This is a genomic window from Pseudonocardia sp. N23 (assembly GCF_002583555.1).
GTDB lineage: Bacteria > Actinomycetota > Actinomycetes > Mycobacteriales > Pseudonocardiaceae > Pseudonocardia.
The window spans coordinates 142,681-157,139 of record NZ_BEGX01000028.1; the positions used below are offsets into that span (position 1 = coordinate 142,681).

General features: G+C 73.4%; 15 protein-coding genes. 3 read left to right on the forward strand and 12 right to left on the reverse strand.

The window, feature by feature from the left end; all coding sequences use genetic code 11:
- Positions 1–45: 45 nt before the first annotated feature.
- The 9 genes from TOK_RS08760 to TOK_RS08795 all read right to left on the reverse strand — a co-directional run bounded on the left by TOK_RS08760 (position 46) and on the right by TOK_RS08795 (position 8,771).
- Complete coding sequence (locus TOK_RS08760; protein WP_098957298.1) at positions 46–777, reverse strand: SDR family oxidoreductase; 732 nt, start codon at positions 775–777, stop codon at positions 46–48.
- 109 nt (positions 778–886) lie between these two features.
- Positions 887–1,459 (reverse strand): TetR/AcrR family transcriptional regulator, encoded by a 573-nt coding sequence (locus tag TOK_RS08765; RefSeq protein ID WP_098957299.1) that lies wholly within the window; start codon positions 1,457–1,459, stop codon positions 887–889.
- A gap of 36 nt (positions 1,460–1,495) precedes the next feature.
- Complete coding sequence (gene map / locus TOK_RS08770) at positions 1,496–2,266, reverse strand: type I methionyl aminopeptidase (RefSeq protein WP_098957300.1); 771 nt, start codon at positions 2,264–2,266, stop codon at positions 1,496–1,498.
- A 152-nt stretch (positions 2,267–2,418) separates the two neighbouring features.
- Positions 2,419–3,348, reverse strand: coding sequence for an NADP-dependent oxidoreductase (locus TOK_RS08775; RefSeq protein WP_098957301.1), 930 nt, complete (start codon positions 3,346–3,348; stop codon positions 2,419–2,421).
- Between the two features lie 121 nt (positions 3,349–3,469).
- Complete coding sequence (locus TOK_RS33285; RefSeq protein ID WP_216361906.1) at positions 3,470–3,640, reverse strand: hypothetical protein; 171 nt, start codon at positions 3,638–3,640, stop codon at positions 3,470–3,472.
- On the reverse strand, positions 3,637–4,755 hold the full coding sequence (locus tag TOK_RS08780; RefSeq protein WP_098957302.1) for a glycosyltransferase: 1,119 nt from the start codon (positions 4,753–4,755) through the stop codon (positions 3,637–3,639). Before TOK_RS08780 ends, TOK_RS33285 begins: the two co-directional genes overlap by 4 nt.
- A 1-nt stretch (position 4,756) precedes the next feature.
- Entirely contained in the window at positions 4,757–5,923 is a 1,167-nt protein-coding gene (locus TOK_RS08785) for a pyridoxal phosphate-dependent aminotransferase (protein ID WP_098957303.1), read from the reverse strand.
- The gene (locus TOK_RS08790) at positions 5,923–7,566 is read right to left on the reverse strand and encodes an SDR family oxidoreductase (protein ID WP_098957375.1); all 1,644 of its coding nucleotides are present in this window, start codon (positions 7,564–7,566) and stop codon (positions 5,923–5,925) included. Before TOK_RS08790 ends, TOK_RS08785 begins: the two co-directional genes overlap by 1 nt.
- Positions 7,567–7,571: 5 nt before the next feature.
- Positions 7,572–8,771: a PLP-dependent aspartate aminotransferase family protein gene (locus TOK_RS08795; protein ID WP_098957376.1), complete on the reverse strand. Its 1,200-nt coding sequence runs from the start codon at positions 8,769–8,771 to the stop codon at positions 7,572–7,574.
- A 165-nt stretch (positions 8,772–8,936) separates the two neighbouring features.
- On the opposite strand from TOK_RS08795, the gene TOK_RS08800 reads away from it, so the two are divergent.
- Positions 8,937–10,250 carry a multidrug effflux MFS transporter gene (locus TOK_RS08800; RefSeq protein WP_098957304.1) on the forward strand — a complete coding sequence of 438 codons (1,314 nt, stop codon included), beginning with the start codon at positions 8,937–8,939 and terminating at the stop codon, positions 10,248–10,250.
- A 13-nt stretch (positions 10,251–10,263) separates the two neighbouring features.
- On the opposite strand, the gene TOK_RS08805 is transcribed toward TOK_RS08800, so the two are convergent.
- A complete protein-coding gene (locus TOK_RS08805; protein ID WP_098957305.1) occupies positions 10,264–10,800 on the reverse strand; it encodes a PadR family transcriptional regulator in 537 nt (178 codons plus the stop codon).
- A 127-nt stretch (positions 10,801–10,927) separates the two neighbouring features.
- Between TOK_RS08805 and TOK_RS08810 the strand changes: the two genes are divergently transcribed.
- Both TOK_RS08810 and TOK_RS08815 read left to right on the forward strand, forming a co-directional pair.
- Positions 10,928–12,310 (forward strand): carotenoid oxygenase family protein, encoded by a 1,383-nt coding sequence (locus tag TOK_RS08810; RefSeq protein WP_098957306.1) that lies wholly within the window; start codon positions 10,928–10,930, stop codon positions 12,308–12,310.
- Between the two features lie 339 nt (positions 12,311–12,649).
- A complete protein-coding gene (locus tag TOK_RS08815; protein ID WP_098957307.1) occupies positions 12,650–13,321 on the forward strand; it encodes a PASTA domain-containing protein in 672 nt (223 codons plus the stop codon).
- Between the two features lie 16 nt (positions 13,322–13,337).
- Here the strand turns inward: TOK_RS08815 and TOK_RS08820 are convergent, their stop codons facing one another.
- Together TOK_RS08820 and TOK_RS08825 are read right to left on the reverse strand one after the other, a co-directional pair.
- A complete protein-coding gene (locus tag TOK_RS08820) occupies positions 13,338–13,688 on the reverse strand; it encodes a VOC family protein (RefSeq protein WP_098957308.1) in 351 nt (116 codons plus the stop codon).
- Positions 13,685–14,362, reverse strand: a complete 678-nt coding sequence (locus tag TOK_RS08825) for a YitT family protein (protein ID WP_098957309.1) — start codon at positions 14,360–14,362, stop codon at positions 13,685–13,687. The genes TOK_RS08820 and TOK_RS08825 overlap by 4 nt, the downstream gene beginning before the upstream one ends.
- Positions 14,363–14,459 lie beyond the last annotated feature (97 nt).

Genomic DNA, 14,459 nt, shown 5'->3' on the forward strand with positions numbered 1-14,459 from the left:
AGCAGGCTGGCGTCGACACTCGGCGGCGGGTTCGACGGGCCGCCGTCAGGGCTGCGCGGCGAGGAACTGGCGCTCGAGCTCGGGGTAGAGCAAGCGCTGGTCGTCGGACAGCGCGGACTTCACCTGCCGGCTGAAGTCGTCGACGGAGACCTCTGCCGCACCCGCCTCCAGCCCGTCGAGGGCAGCGGTGGCAACGGTCGCAGCCTCGACCTTCGGGCTGTCGACGCCGATCGTGAGGTCGGTGTCGACGAAGCCGACGTGCACGCCGACGACCTCGGTCTTCTGCTGCCGCAGCTCGATGCGGGCCGCGTTCGTCCAGGCCCAGACGGCCGCCTTCGAGCCGGCGTAGGTCGACAGCGCGGGCGGTGCCACCCAGGAGACGACCGAGAGCATCGTGACGACGGCGCCGCCGCCGTTGACGGCGAGCACCGGCGCGAAGGCCTGCGTCAGCCCGACGACGCCCAGGTAGTTGGTCTCGATCTCGCGGCGGGCCTGGTCGAGCGGCGCTGTGAGCGGCGTGCTGAACCCGGCGACACCGGCGTTGTTGACCAGCAGCGTGACGTCCCTCAGCTCGGCGGCGACAGCCGCGATCCTGCCGGGGTCGGTGACGTCGAGCCGCACGGGCACGATTCGCGGGTCGGTCACCTCGACGCTCGACTCGTCGCGGGCCCCGGCGTAGACCTTGCTCGCGCCGCGGGCCAACAGCTCGGCGACGAACGACCTGCCGATGCCCCGGTTGGCACCGGTCACCAGTGCGACTGCTCCCGTGATCTCCATGGAACGACTCCTCATCGTGTGCGAGCTCTCGTAGTACGTGAACGTCGTCGGAGAACTAAATATGACCGGTCATCTTGACTTCGACACACGGAGCCCGTGCCCGGGGCGCTCACCCGAGCAGGACACCGAACGTGACGTCGAACCACTCCCCCAGCACCGCCGGCTCCCCCGAGGTCTTCACCCGCGCGATCGCACCCTCGAACCCGTCGAGCACGTAGCGGGCGAGCACCTGCGGGTCCGGCCCGGGACGCAGGTCCCCCACCTGCCGGGCCTCGGCGAGCGCCGCCGCGACCGCGGCCGTCCACTGGTCGAGCCCCGCAGCCACCTGCGCCCGCAGCTGCGCGTTCGTCGCGGGAACGCCGGTGCTGAAGTTCCCCAGCAGGCAGCCGTGCGGGCCGTACTCGCGGGTACGGCGTTCAGCCACGGACTGCAGATGCTCCCGCAGCCGCTGCAGCGGCGGGCCGCTGCGCACGTAGAGCTCGTCGAGGCCGCTGTCGGCCACGTAGCGCCGGGTGATCTCGACCGCCAGCTCCTCCTTGCCGGAGAAGTGGTTGTAGAACGACCCCTTGGGCACGTGCGCGGCGTCCACCAGGTCCTGGATGCTCGCGCCCTGGAAGCCCTTCTCGAGGAACACGCCTGTGGCGTTCTCGACGATCCGCGACCTCACACTGACCTGTGGCACGTCTCCAATATGACCGATCGTCTTGGCCCTGTCAACTCAGCCCTTCGACGTGAGCACCCGCGGGCCCGACTCGGTCACCGCGATCGTGTGCTCGACGTGCGCGGCGCGGCTGCCGTCGGCGGTGCGCAGCGTCCAGCCGTCCTCGTCGTGGCGGTAGCGGTCGGTCCCACCGGCGATGAGCATCGGCTCGATCGCGAACACCAGCCCGGGTTCCAGGCGCATCCCGCGGCCGCGCTTGCCCTCGTTGGGGACGTGCGGGGCCTCGTGCATCTGCCGGCCGACGCCGTGCCCGCCGTGGTCGGCGAGCATCCCGTAGCGAGCCGCGCGGGCCACGGCCTGGATGGCGTGCCCGACGTCCCCGAGGCGGTTCCCGGCAAGGGCCGCGTCGATCCCCGCCAGCAGCGACCGCTCCGCGGTGTCGATCAGGGCGAGGTCCCCCGGGTCGGCGGCGCCCACGACGAAGCTGATCGCCGAGTCGGCGCACCAGTCGTCGAGATGCACCGCGAGGTCGATGCTGACGAGGTCGCCGTCGGCCAGCACCTGCGGGCCCGGCACGCCGTGCACGACGGCGTCGTTGACGCTGATGCACGTCACGGCCGGGTACGGCGTCGGGGCGAAGCGCGGGTGGTAGTTCAGGAAGGTCGGCCGCGCCCCGGCGCCGGCGACCAGCTCGCTTGCGGCGGCGTCGAGGTCGGACACCCGCACACCGGGGACGGCCTGCGCGCGGACTGCGGCCAGCACGTCGGCGACGACCGCGCCCGCCGCGGCGATCGCGTCGATCTCCGACGGCGTCTTCAACTCGACCACTGCACACACCTTCCGCGCGGACGCGACGACGACCCGGCATTGCTACCACGCCGCCGCGTCCCGCCGTGCAGCATCGGACCGACCCAGCCCCACCGGGCGCAACACCGGTGCGGTCCCGAGGGCGCGGAGACCGGTCCGCGGCGAGCTCAGCGTCACATCTGCAGGACGACCTTGCCCATCGCGTGCCCGGACTCGACCGCGGCCAGGGCCTGCGGGGCCTCGTCCAGGGGGCGGACGTCGACGACGTGCGGCGAGAGCGAGCCGTCGGCGACGAGCGCCGCGACCTCGGAGTAGACGGCCGTCGTGCGGCGGCGTTCGACGTCCCGGCCGCCCAGCTCCTTGACCAGGGACTTGTCGGCGATGCTGATCAGGTTCGCCCGGTCCTTCACCAGTTCTGCGATCTCGCGCAGGGCGTCGCCACCGACCATGTCGAACACCGCGTCGACGCCGTCGGGCAGCAGCTCGCGGACGCGGTCGGCCACCCCCGGGCCGTAGCCGACGAGCGTCGCCCCCAATGACTCGACGAGCTCGCGCTTGCCCTCGCTCGCCGTGCCGACGACGGCGACCCCGCCGTTGCGGGCGAGCTGGGCCGCGGCCACCCCGACGCCGCCGCCGATGCCGTTGACCAGCAGCGTCGCCCCCTCCGGCAGGCCCAGGGAGACGACGCCGTCGTAGGCGGTGCAGACGGCGACGGGCAGCGCAGCGGCATCGGTCCACGACACGTGCGTCGGCTTCGGGGCCGACGACTCGGCCCACAACAGGCTGTACTCGCCGTACCCGCCGGCGCCGGGTGCGGTGGAGCCGAACACCTCGTCGCCGACCGCGAAGCCCTCGACGTCCTGCCCGACCCCGCGCACGATCCCCGACACCTCGCGTCCCAGGACGGCGGGGAACTCCGTCGGTACCGGGCCGGGTCCACCGCGCCGCGACTTCCAGTCGGCGGGGTTGATCCCCGCGGCACGGACCTCGACGAGCAGCTCCGCCGGCCCGGGCGTAGGGATCGGCAGGTCGAGGAACAGCTGGTTCTCCGGGCCGCCGACGGCACTGAAGCCGTAGGCACGGAAGGTCTCGGTCGTCGCCATGTCCCTGTCCTACCCCGTCCGGCGTCGCGGGGCTTGGCGGCGGGCGCACGAAACCCGGGCGCACCCTCGCGGTCGCCGTCCCGGCGTCGGACAGCAGTGGGTTGCGGCCCGGTCGTGGCTCTCAGCGGGGCGGGCGGAGGTCGTGCAGGTGGTGCTCGACGTCGTGCAGGAAGTACCTGGCGACGGTGGCGACGGTGACGACGCTGCCGTTGCTGCGGCGGGCGGGCCCGGGCCGGTCGAGCACCCGGGTCCAGTCCTTGCCGTCGGGAACGATCCCGTCCGCTGCCGTCATGGTGCCCAGCGTGCCTGGTCGAGCACCGATGCCGGGTCGGGCATCGCCGCGATCTCGGTGCGGACCTCCCGCGCGGCCTCGTGCAGACTCCCGTCGGTGACCAGCCTGGTCAGCGTCGCGGCGGTGATCGACCGTGCCGCGACCGAGAGGCCCGCACCGCGGCGGACGACGAGATCGGCGTTGAACCGGCGGTCGCCGGGGCCGGGGACGAGCAGCTGCGGCGTCCCCGTGGCGAGCGCGGTGAGGACGGTGCCCGCCCCGCCGTGGTGCACCACCGCCGCGGCGTGTGGGAGGGCGGCCGAGAGCGGCACCCAGCCGACGGTGCGGACGTTGGGCGGCAACGCCTTCCGGGTCAGCCGGTCGGTGGGGCGGACGAGCACGATCTCGGCGTCGACGTCGGGTGCCGCGGCGACGACGGCCACCATCGGGTCACCCCCGCCCGGTCCGGCGACGGTGGAGCGGCTGACCAGGATCCGCGGCCGGGCGGTGGGTTCGGTGAGCCAGTCGGGCAGGCCGGCGCCGTCGTCGGGGACCGCGCGCATCGGCCGCCCGCCCCTGACGCCGACGACGCTCGGCGGCGCGATCGTGAGGATGTCGGCGGGCGGGGGCAGCTCGTCGAGCAGGCCGTGGCGGCGCAGCGCCCGGCGGAACAGCGGGCTGCGGACGACCGCCGCGACCAGCGACGGCCCGTCGAAGAGCGAGTTCTCCTGCAGCACCGCGGGCACGCCGAGCCGGGCGGCGGCCAGCGCCCCGGCGGGGGCGAGCGGCTCGTGCACGACGACCTCGGGCGCGAACGCGCGCGCGACGGCCACGACCGGGTCGGCGAGCCCCTCGTTGACGGCACCGAACAGCAGCCCGACCACGTCGGTCCCCGCTGTCCCGGCCAGCTCGCGGCGGGCGAGGCCGGGGTGGGCGAGCATCGTCCGGGCCGCGCAGCGACGCAGCGACACGTCCTGGGCGACGTCGACGGCGGGCAGGCCACCGAGGTCGCGGCCGACGGCGTCGCCACCCGAGGCGATCACGACCTCGTGGCCCAGCTCGGCCAACGCGTGCGCCGCCGGGAGCATCGGCAGCAGGTGCCCGACCAGCGGCGCCGCGACGACCAGGATCCGCACCTCAGCCCCGCAGGCCGGCCAGCCGTCCGACGGCCTCGGTGAGCACCTCGTCGCGCTTGCAGAACGCGAACCGCACCAGCGGCCGCGTCGCCTCGACCCCCTCGGGCGACGACGCGAACACCGACACGGGGACGGCCGCGACGCCGCAGAGCGACGGCAGGTCGTAGGCCAGCTTGTAGCCGTCCTCGAAGCCGAGGGGGCGCCCGTCGACGACGATGAAGTACGTCCCGCGCGGCTGGTGGACGGTGAACCCGGCCGCCTTCAGGCCCGCGGACAGCAGCTCGCGTTTGCCGCGCAGCGACGTCGCGATCTCGTCGTAGAAGCTGTCGGGCAGCGCGAGCGCGGCGGCGACGGCCGGCTGCTGCGGGGCGCCCGCGGTGTAGGTGAGGAACTGCTTGACCGCGCGGGTGGCCGCGACCAGCTCCGACGGGCCGTGGATCCAGCCGATCTTCCAGCCCGTCACCGAGAACGTCTTACCGGCCGACGAGATCGTCAGGGTCCGCTCGGCCATCCCGGGCAGGGTCGCGATCGGGATGTGCGGCACGTCGAAGGTCATGTGCTCGTAGACCTCGTCGGAGACGACGATCGCGTCGTGCTCGGCGGCGAGGTCGGCGATCAGCTGCAGCTGCTCCCGGTCGAACACCGCGCCCGTCGGGTTGTGCGGGGAGTTGAGCAGGATCATCCGGGTGCGCGAGGAGAACGCGGCGCGCAGCTCGTCGGGGTCGAAGACGAAGTCCGGGGCGCGCAGCGGGACGGGCCGGAACGTCGCGCCGGAGAGCGCGACCATCGCCGGGTAGGAGTCGTAGAACGGCTCGAAGGCGATCACCTCGTCGCCCGTCGAGCACAGCGACAGGACCGCCGACGCGATCGCCTCGGTCGCACCCACGGTGACGAGCACGTCGGCGGGGTCGACGTCGAGGCCGTAGAACCGCTCCTGGTGGGACGCGACGGCCGTGCGCAGCGTGGGGACTCCCGGGCCGGGCGGGTACTGGTTGAGCCCACCCATGATGTTGGTGCAGGTGTCGGACAGCAGGCTCGCGGGACCGTCGGTGTCGGGGAAGCCCTGGCCGAGGTTGATCGCGCCGGTGTCGACGGCGAGCTGGGTGATCTCGGCGAAGATCGTCGAGGTGAAGGGCGTCATGCGCTCGACCAGCATGGTCACCGACATTAGTCGGCGCCGCCGCGACGGGCGATGGCACGCAGGAGACCGGGCGCGAGACGCGACACCAGCAGCCCCACATGGGCCTCCGCGGTGACGGGCGCCAGCGCCAGGTCCTTCTCGACGGCACGCACCAGCTTCGCCGCCACCCGGTCCGGGGTGTAGTTGCGACGCCGGTAGGCCTCGGTCGCCGCCTCCCGGCTGCGTCGCTCCGTCTCCGGGTCCTGCCCGGCGAACCGGGACGTCGCGGTGATGTTGGTGTGCACGAAGCCCGGGCACAGCGCGGTGACGCCGATGCCGTCGCCGGCGAGCTCGGCGCGCAGGCTCTGCGACAGCGCCAGCACGGCGGCCTTGGTCGTCGCGTAGGCGCTCATCGAGCGGTGCGGCAGGAACGCCGCCGCCGACGCCACGTTGACGATCGACCCGCCCTCCCCGCGCTCCTGCATCATCGGCACGAACGCCTTGCAGCCGTGCACGACGCCCCACAGGTTGACGTCGACGATCCGCCGCCACTCCTGCTCGGTCGTCGCGGTGAAGGGTCCGGCCATCCCGATCCCGGCGTTGTTGACGACGACGTCGGGCACCCCGTGCTCGCGCGCGACATCGGCGGCGAACTTCTCCATCGCGCCTGCGTCGGCCACGTCCAGCTCGTACGCGGCGCCGTTCGTGGACGCGGCTGTGTCGGACGCGGCGGCGAGGTCGACGTCCGCACCGACGACGAACGCCCCGCGCGCCGCGAACGCCTTCGCCGTCTCCCGGCCGATCCCGCTGCCCGCCCCGGTCACGACGACGACCTTCCGCGCCCGGGCCGGCTCCGGGCCGCCACCGTCGACGTGCGCCTCGATGTCGCGCACCGCACGGGCGACGACGTCGGGCCGGGTCCGCGGCAGCCAGTGCGGCCCGGCGACCTCCCGCACCCACAGCCGGTCGGCGAAGGTCTCGGCCGACCGTGCCAGCGACGGGCCGACGTAGGCGTCGTCGCGGGGGGCGAGCACCTGCGTCGGCACCTGCGTGACGCGGCGCTGCGGCGAGCGCACCCGGTCCCCGATGTTGGCGCGGTAGAGCTCCAGCCCGTTGACCGCGGTCCTGGTCGTCGGACGCGCGATCTTCTCGCGACCGGCCAGCACCGCACCGAAGATCCCGCTGCGCCACGCCAGGACGGGCACGACCGGGAGCCGGAAGAACGAGATGTACCAGGACTTCCGGGCCTGCCGGCGCCGGTCGCGGGCCGACGCGGTGCGGAACCAGCGGCCGATGTGGTCCAGGCACGGCCCCGAGATCGACGTGTACGACGCGAGCCGGTCGCGGAAGTCCGGGTCCGTCACGAGGTGCCACGACTGCACGGAGCCCCAGTCGTGTGCGAGCAGGTGCACGGGCCGGTCGGGGCTCACGGCGTCGATCACGGCGGCGAGGTCGGCGGCCAGCCGGTCGACCCGGTAGGCGTCGCGGCGCCGCGGCGCCTCCGACTCCCCCGCGCCCCGCACGTCGTAGGTGACGACGTGGTGGTCGACGGCGAGGTCGGCGACGACGTCGTCCCACACGTGCTGGTCGTCGGGGTAGCCGTGCACGGCGACGACCGTCGGCATGGAGGCGTCGCCGTGCTCCCGCACCGCGAGCCGCAGACCGTCGGACGTCCGGATCTCGTCGACCATGCCCGTCACCCTAGGGATCGACGCGGGGGAAGTGCGGCCTCCAGCTCGGCGATCAGGTCGGCGGGCTCCTCGATGCCGACCGAGAGCCGGACCAGGCCGTGGGTGATCCCCAGCTCGGCGAGGGCCTCGGGCGTCAGGGACCGGTGCGTGGTCGTCGCCGGGTGGACCAGGGTGGTGGCGACGTCGGCGAGGCTCGGGGAGAGCGGGATCGCCGAGCCGAGGCCGCGGATGAGGTCGTCGACACCCGCGCGACCGGCGGCCAGCTCGAACGACAGCATGCCGCCGACGCCGTCTGGCAGCATCCGGGCGGCCACCTCGGCGTGCGGGTGGCCGGGCAGCGACGGGTGGTGCACGTGCGTGACCGCCGGGTGCGACGCCAGGAACTCGGCGACGGCCAGCCCGCCGCGGGTGTGCGCGGCCATCCGCAGCGGCAGGGTCTTCAGCCCGATCAGCGCCATCCAGGCGTCGAACGGTCCGAGGGTGCCGCCGTAGTGCACGACCGACGCCCGGATGCGACCGATCAGCTCGGCGTCGCCCGCGACGATGCCGCCCATCGCGGCGGAGTGCCCGCCGAGGTACTTCGGGATGCTGTGCCACACCAGGCCGGCGCCGTGCTCGATCGGCCGGAACAGCGCCGGGGTGGCGAACGTCGAGTCGACGACGACCGTGACGCCGGCCTGCTCGCCGATCTCGACGAGCGCGGGCAGGTCGGGCACCCGCATCGTGGGGTTGGTCAGGGCCTCGACGAGCAGCAGCTTCGTCCGCGGGGTGATCGCGCGGCGGACCTCGCCGGCGTCGGCGGCGTCGACGAGGGTCGTCTCGATGCCGAGCCGCGGCAGCTCCAGGTCGAGCAGGGTCCGGGTGCCGCCGTAGGCGTTGCGGTCGGCGACGACGTGGTCGCCGGACTCCAGGAGGCCGAAGACGATCCCGGTGATCGCGGCCATGCCCGACGCCGTGGACACCGCGTCGGCGGCACCCTCGAGGTCGGCGACTGCCCGCTCGAGCACCTGGCCGTTGTAGTGGCCGAAACGGTAGTAGACCTGGCCCTGCTCCTCGTCGTCGAGAACGCGGTGCAGCGCGGCGAGGTCCGGGTAGGTGTGGACGGTCGACTGGACGAGCGCGGGCGTCAGCGGCAGCGCGGCCCCCGGCGCGATGTGGGTGCCGGCGCGGGCGGCGAGGGTCGTCGGGTGCGGCCTGCTCGTCATGCTGTCGTCCACTCCAGGGTGTCGGGGTGCGGCTCTCGGGTCAGATGATGCCGGTCCTCACGAGAAGTTTCTCCCGAGGGCCGGACCCCCCGGGGACCCGAGTGCAGCCGGTCACATCCCGGGCATCCGGGAACCTTCACCCGTTCCGGGGTGTTGCACCTTTCCGTGACCGACACCTCCCGAACCGCCGTTCCGGGACGGTTGCGCCTCGCGCTGCTGCTCGGCGCCTTCGTCGCCCTGGGCCCGCTCACCATCGACATGTACCTGCCGGCCCTGCCGCAGATCAGCTCCGAGCTGAACGCGTCCGACAGCCTCGTCCAGCTCACCCTCACCGGCACTCTCGCCGGCCTCGCCCTCGGCCAGCTGTTCATCGGACCGCTGTCCGACGCGATCGGCCGCCGCCGTCCGCTCTTCGCCGGCGCGCTGCTGCACCTCGTCGCATCGCTGCTCGTGCTGATCGCACCGAACATCGAGATCCTCGGCGTGCTCCGGGTCCTGCAGGGCATCGGCACCGCAGCCGGCGCCGTCGTCGCGCTGGCGATCGTGCGCGACCTCTACGTCGGCCGCGACGCGGCGAACCTGCTGTCGCGGCTGATGCTCGTGATGGGCGCGGCACCCGTGCTCGCGCCGACCATCGGCGGCGGCATCCTGCACTTCACCGACTGGCGTGGCGTGTTCGTCGTGCTCGCCGTCTATGCCGCACTGCTGCTGCCGCTGGCCTGGAAGGTGCTGCCGGAGACGCTGCCGGTCGAGCGCAGGCGCAGTGCCCGGATCGGCGAGACCTTCCGGACCTACGGCGGCCTGCTGCGCGACCGGGTGTTCGTCGGCCTGGTGCTCGTCGCCGGCTTCACGATGGCCGCCCTGTTCGGCTACGTGTCGGGTGCGTCGTTCGTCTACCAGGAGCAGTTCGGGCTCGGCCAGCAGATGTTCGGGCTGGTGTTCGGGGCCGGCGCGATCTGGCTGATCGCGGGTACGCAGTTCAACCCGGTCCTGCTGCGCCGCTGGGACCCGCGCCAGATCCTCAGCGGTGCGGCCGTCGCCGGTTCGGTGGCGGGTGTCGTCCTGATCGCCGTCGGCGCGACGGGAGTCGGCGGGCTCGTCGGCATCCTGGTCCCGATGTGGGCGGTGCTGGCCGCGGCGGGCGTCATGCTGCCCAACGCGCCCGCGGTCGCGTTGTCGAAGCACGGCGAGGCCGCGGGTACCGCAGCGGCCCTGCTGGGTGCGGTGCAGTTCGGGGTCGGGGCCGCGGTGTCGCCGCTGGTCGGCGCCCTGGGCAACGACGCGCTCGCGATGACGACGGTCGTCGCCGGCGGGATGTTCGTCGCCCTGCTGGTGCTGGTGGTGGTCGTGCGGCCGTGGGGGCTGCCCGACCTGGAGGACGGGCAGGCACCTGCCCGGTCCGAGGCCGCGCCCGCCGTGGCCACCGCCGACGAGATCGCGGTAGCGGACGCCGCGGCCGCCGGCGGCCGGACCGCCTGAGCCCAGCCGGCGGTCAGCTCCGGGCCACGGGTTCCCGGAGCTGCTCCATCGCCCACAGGGCCCAGGTGTGGACGGCCTCGAACTGCCGCAGCCCGTACTCGGCGGCGAGCTGGCCGAACCCCTCCGGACCCGGCTCGACCGGGCCCGCCTGCTCGCGGATGGCGCGTAGCACCTCGGCCTGCTCGCCGGTCGACACGGCGATGCGCTCCAGGACGACGACCGCGTCGGCCGGGTCGAGCGCCGACAGCATGAACATGCGCAGGACCTGCTCGTTGCGGACCTTGCCCTGTCGCGTGGGCGGGGACATCAGCCAGGTGCGCAGCTCGGTGCGTCCGGCATCGGTGACGGTGTAGGTCTTGCTGCCGCGTGCGCCTTCGGCGGTGACCTCGACGAGCCCGCGCTCCGCGAGCTTGCCCAGCTCGGGGTAGATGCTCGTGTGCCCGGCCTGCCAGGCGTAGCGGCCGAGGTCGGTCTCGAACGCCTTGGTCAGCTCGTAGCCGGACCGCGGCTCGACGGCGAGGAGTCCGAGCAGCGCGTGCGTCAACGACATGCCGCAACCATACATGTCAAAAATGACATGTCGAAACTTTCAGCTCGACCCTTGACATGTCATTTCTGACAGATCAGTGTCTTCCCAGTACCCGGCCCGTCGACACAGGGCCACCGAGGAGGACACGATGACCGACACCACCACCGCAGCCGGCGTCACCCTCGAGGGCTACCTGGCCCCCGTCGCGGACGAGATCGAGGCGCACGACCTGCCCGTCGAGGGCACCCTGCCGCCCGGGCTCACCGGCCGCTACTTCCGCAACGGCCCCAACCCGCGCCCCGGCGAGAGCACCCGGCACTGGTTCACCGGCCACGGCATGCTCCACGGCATCCGGCTCGACCGGGGCCGCGCCGAGTGGTACCGCAACCGCTGGGTCCGAACCAAGGCCCTGCAGGGCATCCCGATGATCGGTGCGGACGGCACGTTCGACCGCAGCGTCGGCGTCGCCAACACCCACGTGGTCGAACACGCCGGCCGCATCATGGCGCTCGTCGAGAGCAGCTTCCCGACCGTCGTCACCCCCGACCTCGACACCGTCGGCCCCTGCGACTTCGACGGCCGCCTCACCACCGCGATGACCGCCCACCCCAAGACCGACCCCATCACCGGTGACCTGCACTTCTTCGGCTACGGCGTCATGCCGCCGCTCGTCACCTACCACCGGGTCTCGGCCGCCGGGGAGCTCGTCACCAGCGCCGAGATCGAGGTCCCGGGCCCGACGATGATGCACGACTTCGCCATCACCGACCGGCACGCCGTCTTCCTCGACCTGCCCATGACCTTCTCCTTCGAGCGGCTCGCCACCGGCATGCCCTACGGCTTCGACGAGTCCTACGGCGCCCGCATCGGCGTGATGCCACTCGCCACCCCCGGCGTCGTGACCTGGTACGACGTCGAGCCCGGCTACGTCTTCCACGTCGGCAACGCGCACACCGACGCCTCCGGGAAGGTCGTCGTCGACGGGGCGCGCTACTCCCCGGCCGACACCGTCGCCATGTGGGACGACCTCGGCACCGACCCCTCGGGGCTGGCCGCCGACGCCGCCGCCACCGGCGCCGCCCGCTACCACCGCTGGGTCCTCGACCCCGCCACCGGCCGGGCCACCGAGACCCCCCTCGACGACCGCGCCGTCGAGTTCCCCACCGTCGACGACGCCCTCGTCGGCCGCGACGCCCGCTACCGCTACGCCGTCAGCCAGGAGCGCGGCCGCGCCGCGATCGTGAAGATCGACATCGCCGCCGGCACCGTCACCGAGCACTCCCTCGGCACCGGGTCCGTGGCCGGCGAAGCCGTCTTCGTCCCCTCCGCCGCCGCGGACCGCGCCGAGGACGACGGCTGGCTGCTCACCATCACCACGACCCGCGACGGGGCAGCCTCGAACCTGCTGGTCCTCGACGCGACCGACGTCACCGCCGCGCCCGTCGCCACCGTCACCCTGCCCCGCGGCGTGCCCGCCGGGTTCCACGGCTCGTGGATCGACGACGCTGCCCTGACCGGCGAGGAGAACTGAGATGACCGCCCCCTGCTCGACCGGGAGAACACCGTGACCCCCGCGTCAGCTCCACGGTCTGGGGAGCGGCCCTGCTCGCCGAGGCCCTGATCCGCATCCCGCTCGTCCACCTGCTGCCGGTCGGCGTCATGGTCGGGCTCGGCGAGGCGATGCCGTTCGTGACGATCGGCCTGTTGATGGCCTGGAAGGTCTGGTACGTCCGGCGCGCCGAGGCCCGGGCCCGCAAGGCGTCCTGACCGCGCCCCGAAGTGCCGTTCCTGCATGTGGGCCCTCGGATCGGCGGCGTCAGGGTAGCCTGACGACGGGCGTCAGGATGACTTGACGCATTCGGGAGGCGACATGAGCAAGGAGAAGGGGCCGTGGCGCGACGGCCGACGCGCGTGGGAGCGGCTCGCGTTCTGGTACCCCGACGGCAGACCCGTCCGCGACGATCCGGAGCGCGACCCGCTCACCGCCCTCGCCGACGTCGGGCTCGTCCGCCGGCTGCTCGACGAGACCGAGCTCGAGGCCGTGCGCAGCGCCCGGCGGCGGGGACTGTCGTGGGCCGAGATCGCGACGAAGCTGGGCGTCAGCAGACAGTCGGCCTGGGAACGCTGGCGTGACCTGGACACCTCCGAGCCCACCCCTGCGCCCGCACCCGAGCCCGCCGGCCGCAGCGAGTTCCTCGACCGGGCAGCCCGGGCCGCGCGCCGGCAACGGTTCGTGCGGGTGCCGCACGTCGTCGGCAAGACCGTCGAGGAGGCCCACCACATGCTCGACGACCACGGCCTGCTCGCCGTCTCCGCCGACCCCGACGGCCCGCCGCCCGCCGTCCTCGAGCTGGGGCAGCTCGTCGTGTCCGGGCAGAACCCCGACCACGGCGCCAAGGTGCCGGTCGGCACCGCGGTGAAGCTCTGGACCGAGCGTGGCGGCGGCTCCGGCGTCCGCGAGCCCCGCCGCCCGAGGCCCACGCCGCTGGCCGAGCGCGAGCTGCCCGACGAGGCACTGGGCTCGCAGCAGGCCGTCGGCTGACCCGCTCGCGCAGGCGTCAGCGGCGGGTGACCAGGCAGACGACGTGGCCGTCCGGGTCGGTGAGGACGGCCTGCCGCTCGCCCCAGGGCTGGTCGGCGGGGGCGTCGAGCACCCCGCAGCCCGCGGACACGGCGGCGTCGGTGGTGGCGTCGACGTCGTCGACCGCGAAGCTCAACGCCACCCCGGCCGCGCTGGGCTGCGACGGACGCTCGTGCAGCATCAGCTCGGTGCCACCGGGAACGGGCAGGAACACGACGTCGGTCGTGCGGGTGCCCACCGGCAGCGCGAGGACATCGCGGTAGAAGCGCAGCGCGGTGTCGAGGTCGGCGACCGAGACGATCGCCCTGGCGAGGCCTGAGGTGCTCACGCCGCCAGTGTGGTCCCGGGGTTCGTGTCGGGAGCGCCGGGGACGGTCTCCACCGCGCGCTCGCGGTAGGTGGAGAACGGCAGGAACGCCTGGGTGAGGGGGCCGATCGCCAGCGCGTAGAGCACCGTCCCGATGCCGACGGTGCCGCCGAGCAACCAGCCCGTCCCGAGTACGACGATCTCGATCCCGGTGCGCACCAGCCGGATCGACCAGCCCGTGCGGGCCGAGATGCCCGTCATCAGGCCGTCGCGGGGCCCGGGGCCGAGGCGGGCACCGATGTAGAGCGCGGACGCGATGCCGTTGAGGACGACGCCGCCGACCATCATCGCGATCCGCCAGGCCAGGCCGGTCGGGTGCGGGAGCAGGGCCAATGCGGCGTCGACGGCGAAGGCGATGACGACGACGTTGGCCACCGTGCCGACGCCCGGCCGCTGCCGCAGCGGGACCCAGATCAGCAGCACGATGACGCCGGTGATGGCCGTGATCGTGCCGAAGCTCAGCGGGAACTTGGTGGTCAGGCCCTGGTGCAGGACGTCCCACGGGTTCAGGCCGAGGGCCGCCTTGACCTGCATCGCCATGCTGGTGCCGTAGAGCGCGAGGCCGAGGAAGAGCTGCGGGAGCCTGCGGATCGGGGATCGCGTGACGGGCAGGGGTCGCAGGTCCGGGCGTTGCACCCTCCGATCGTGCGCCTCGGTGGCCTGCCCTGCCAGAGCCAATCCCGCGTGAGTGGCCTGTCCCGTGCCGGGCCGAACTGCAGGAACGGCCCTTCCC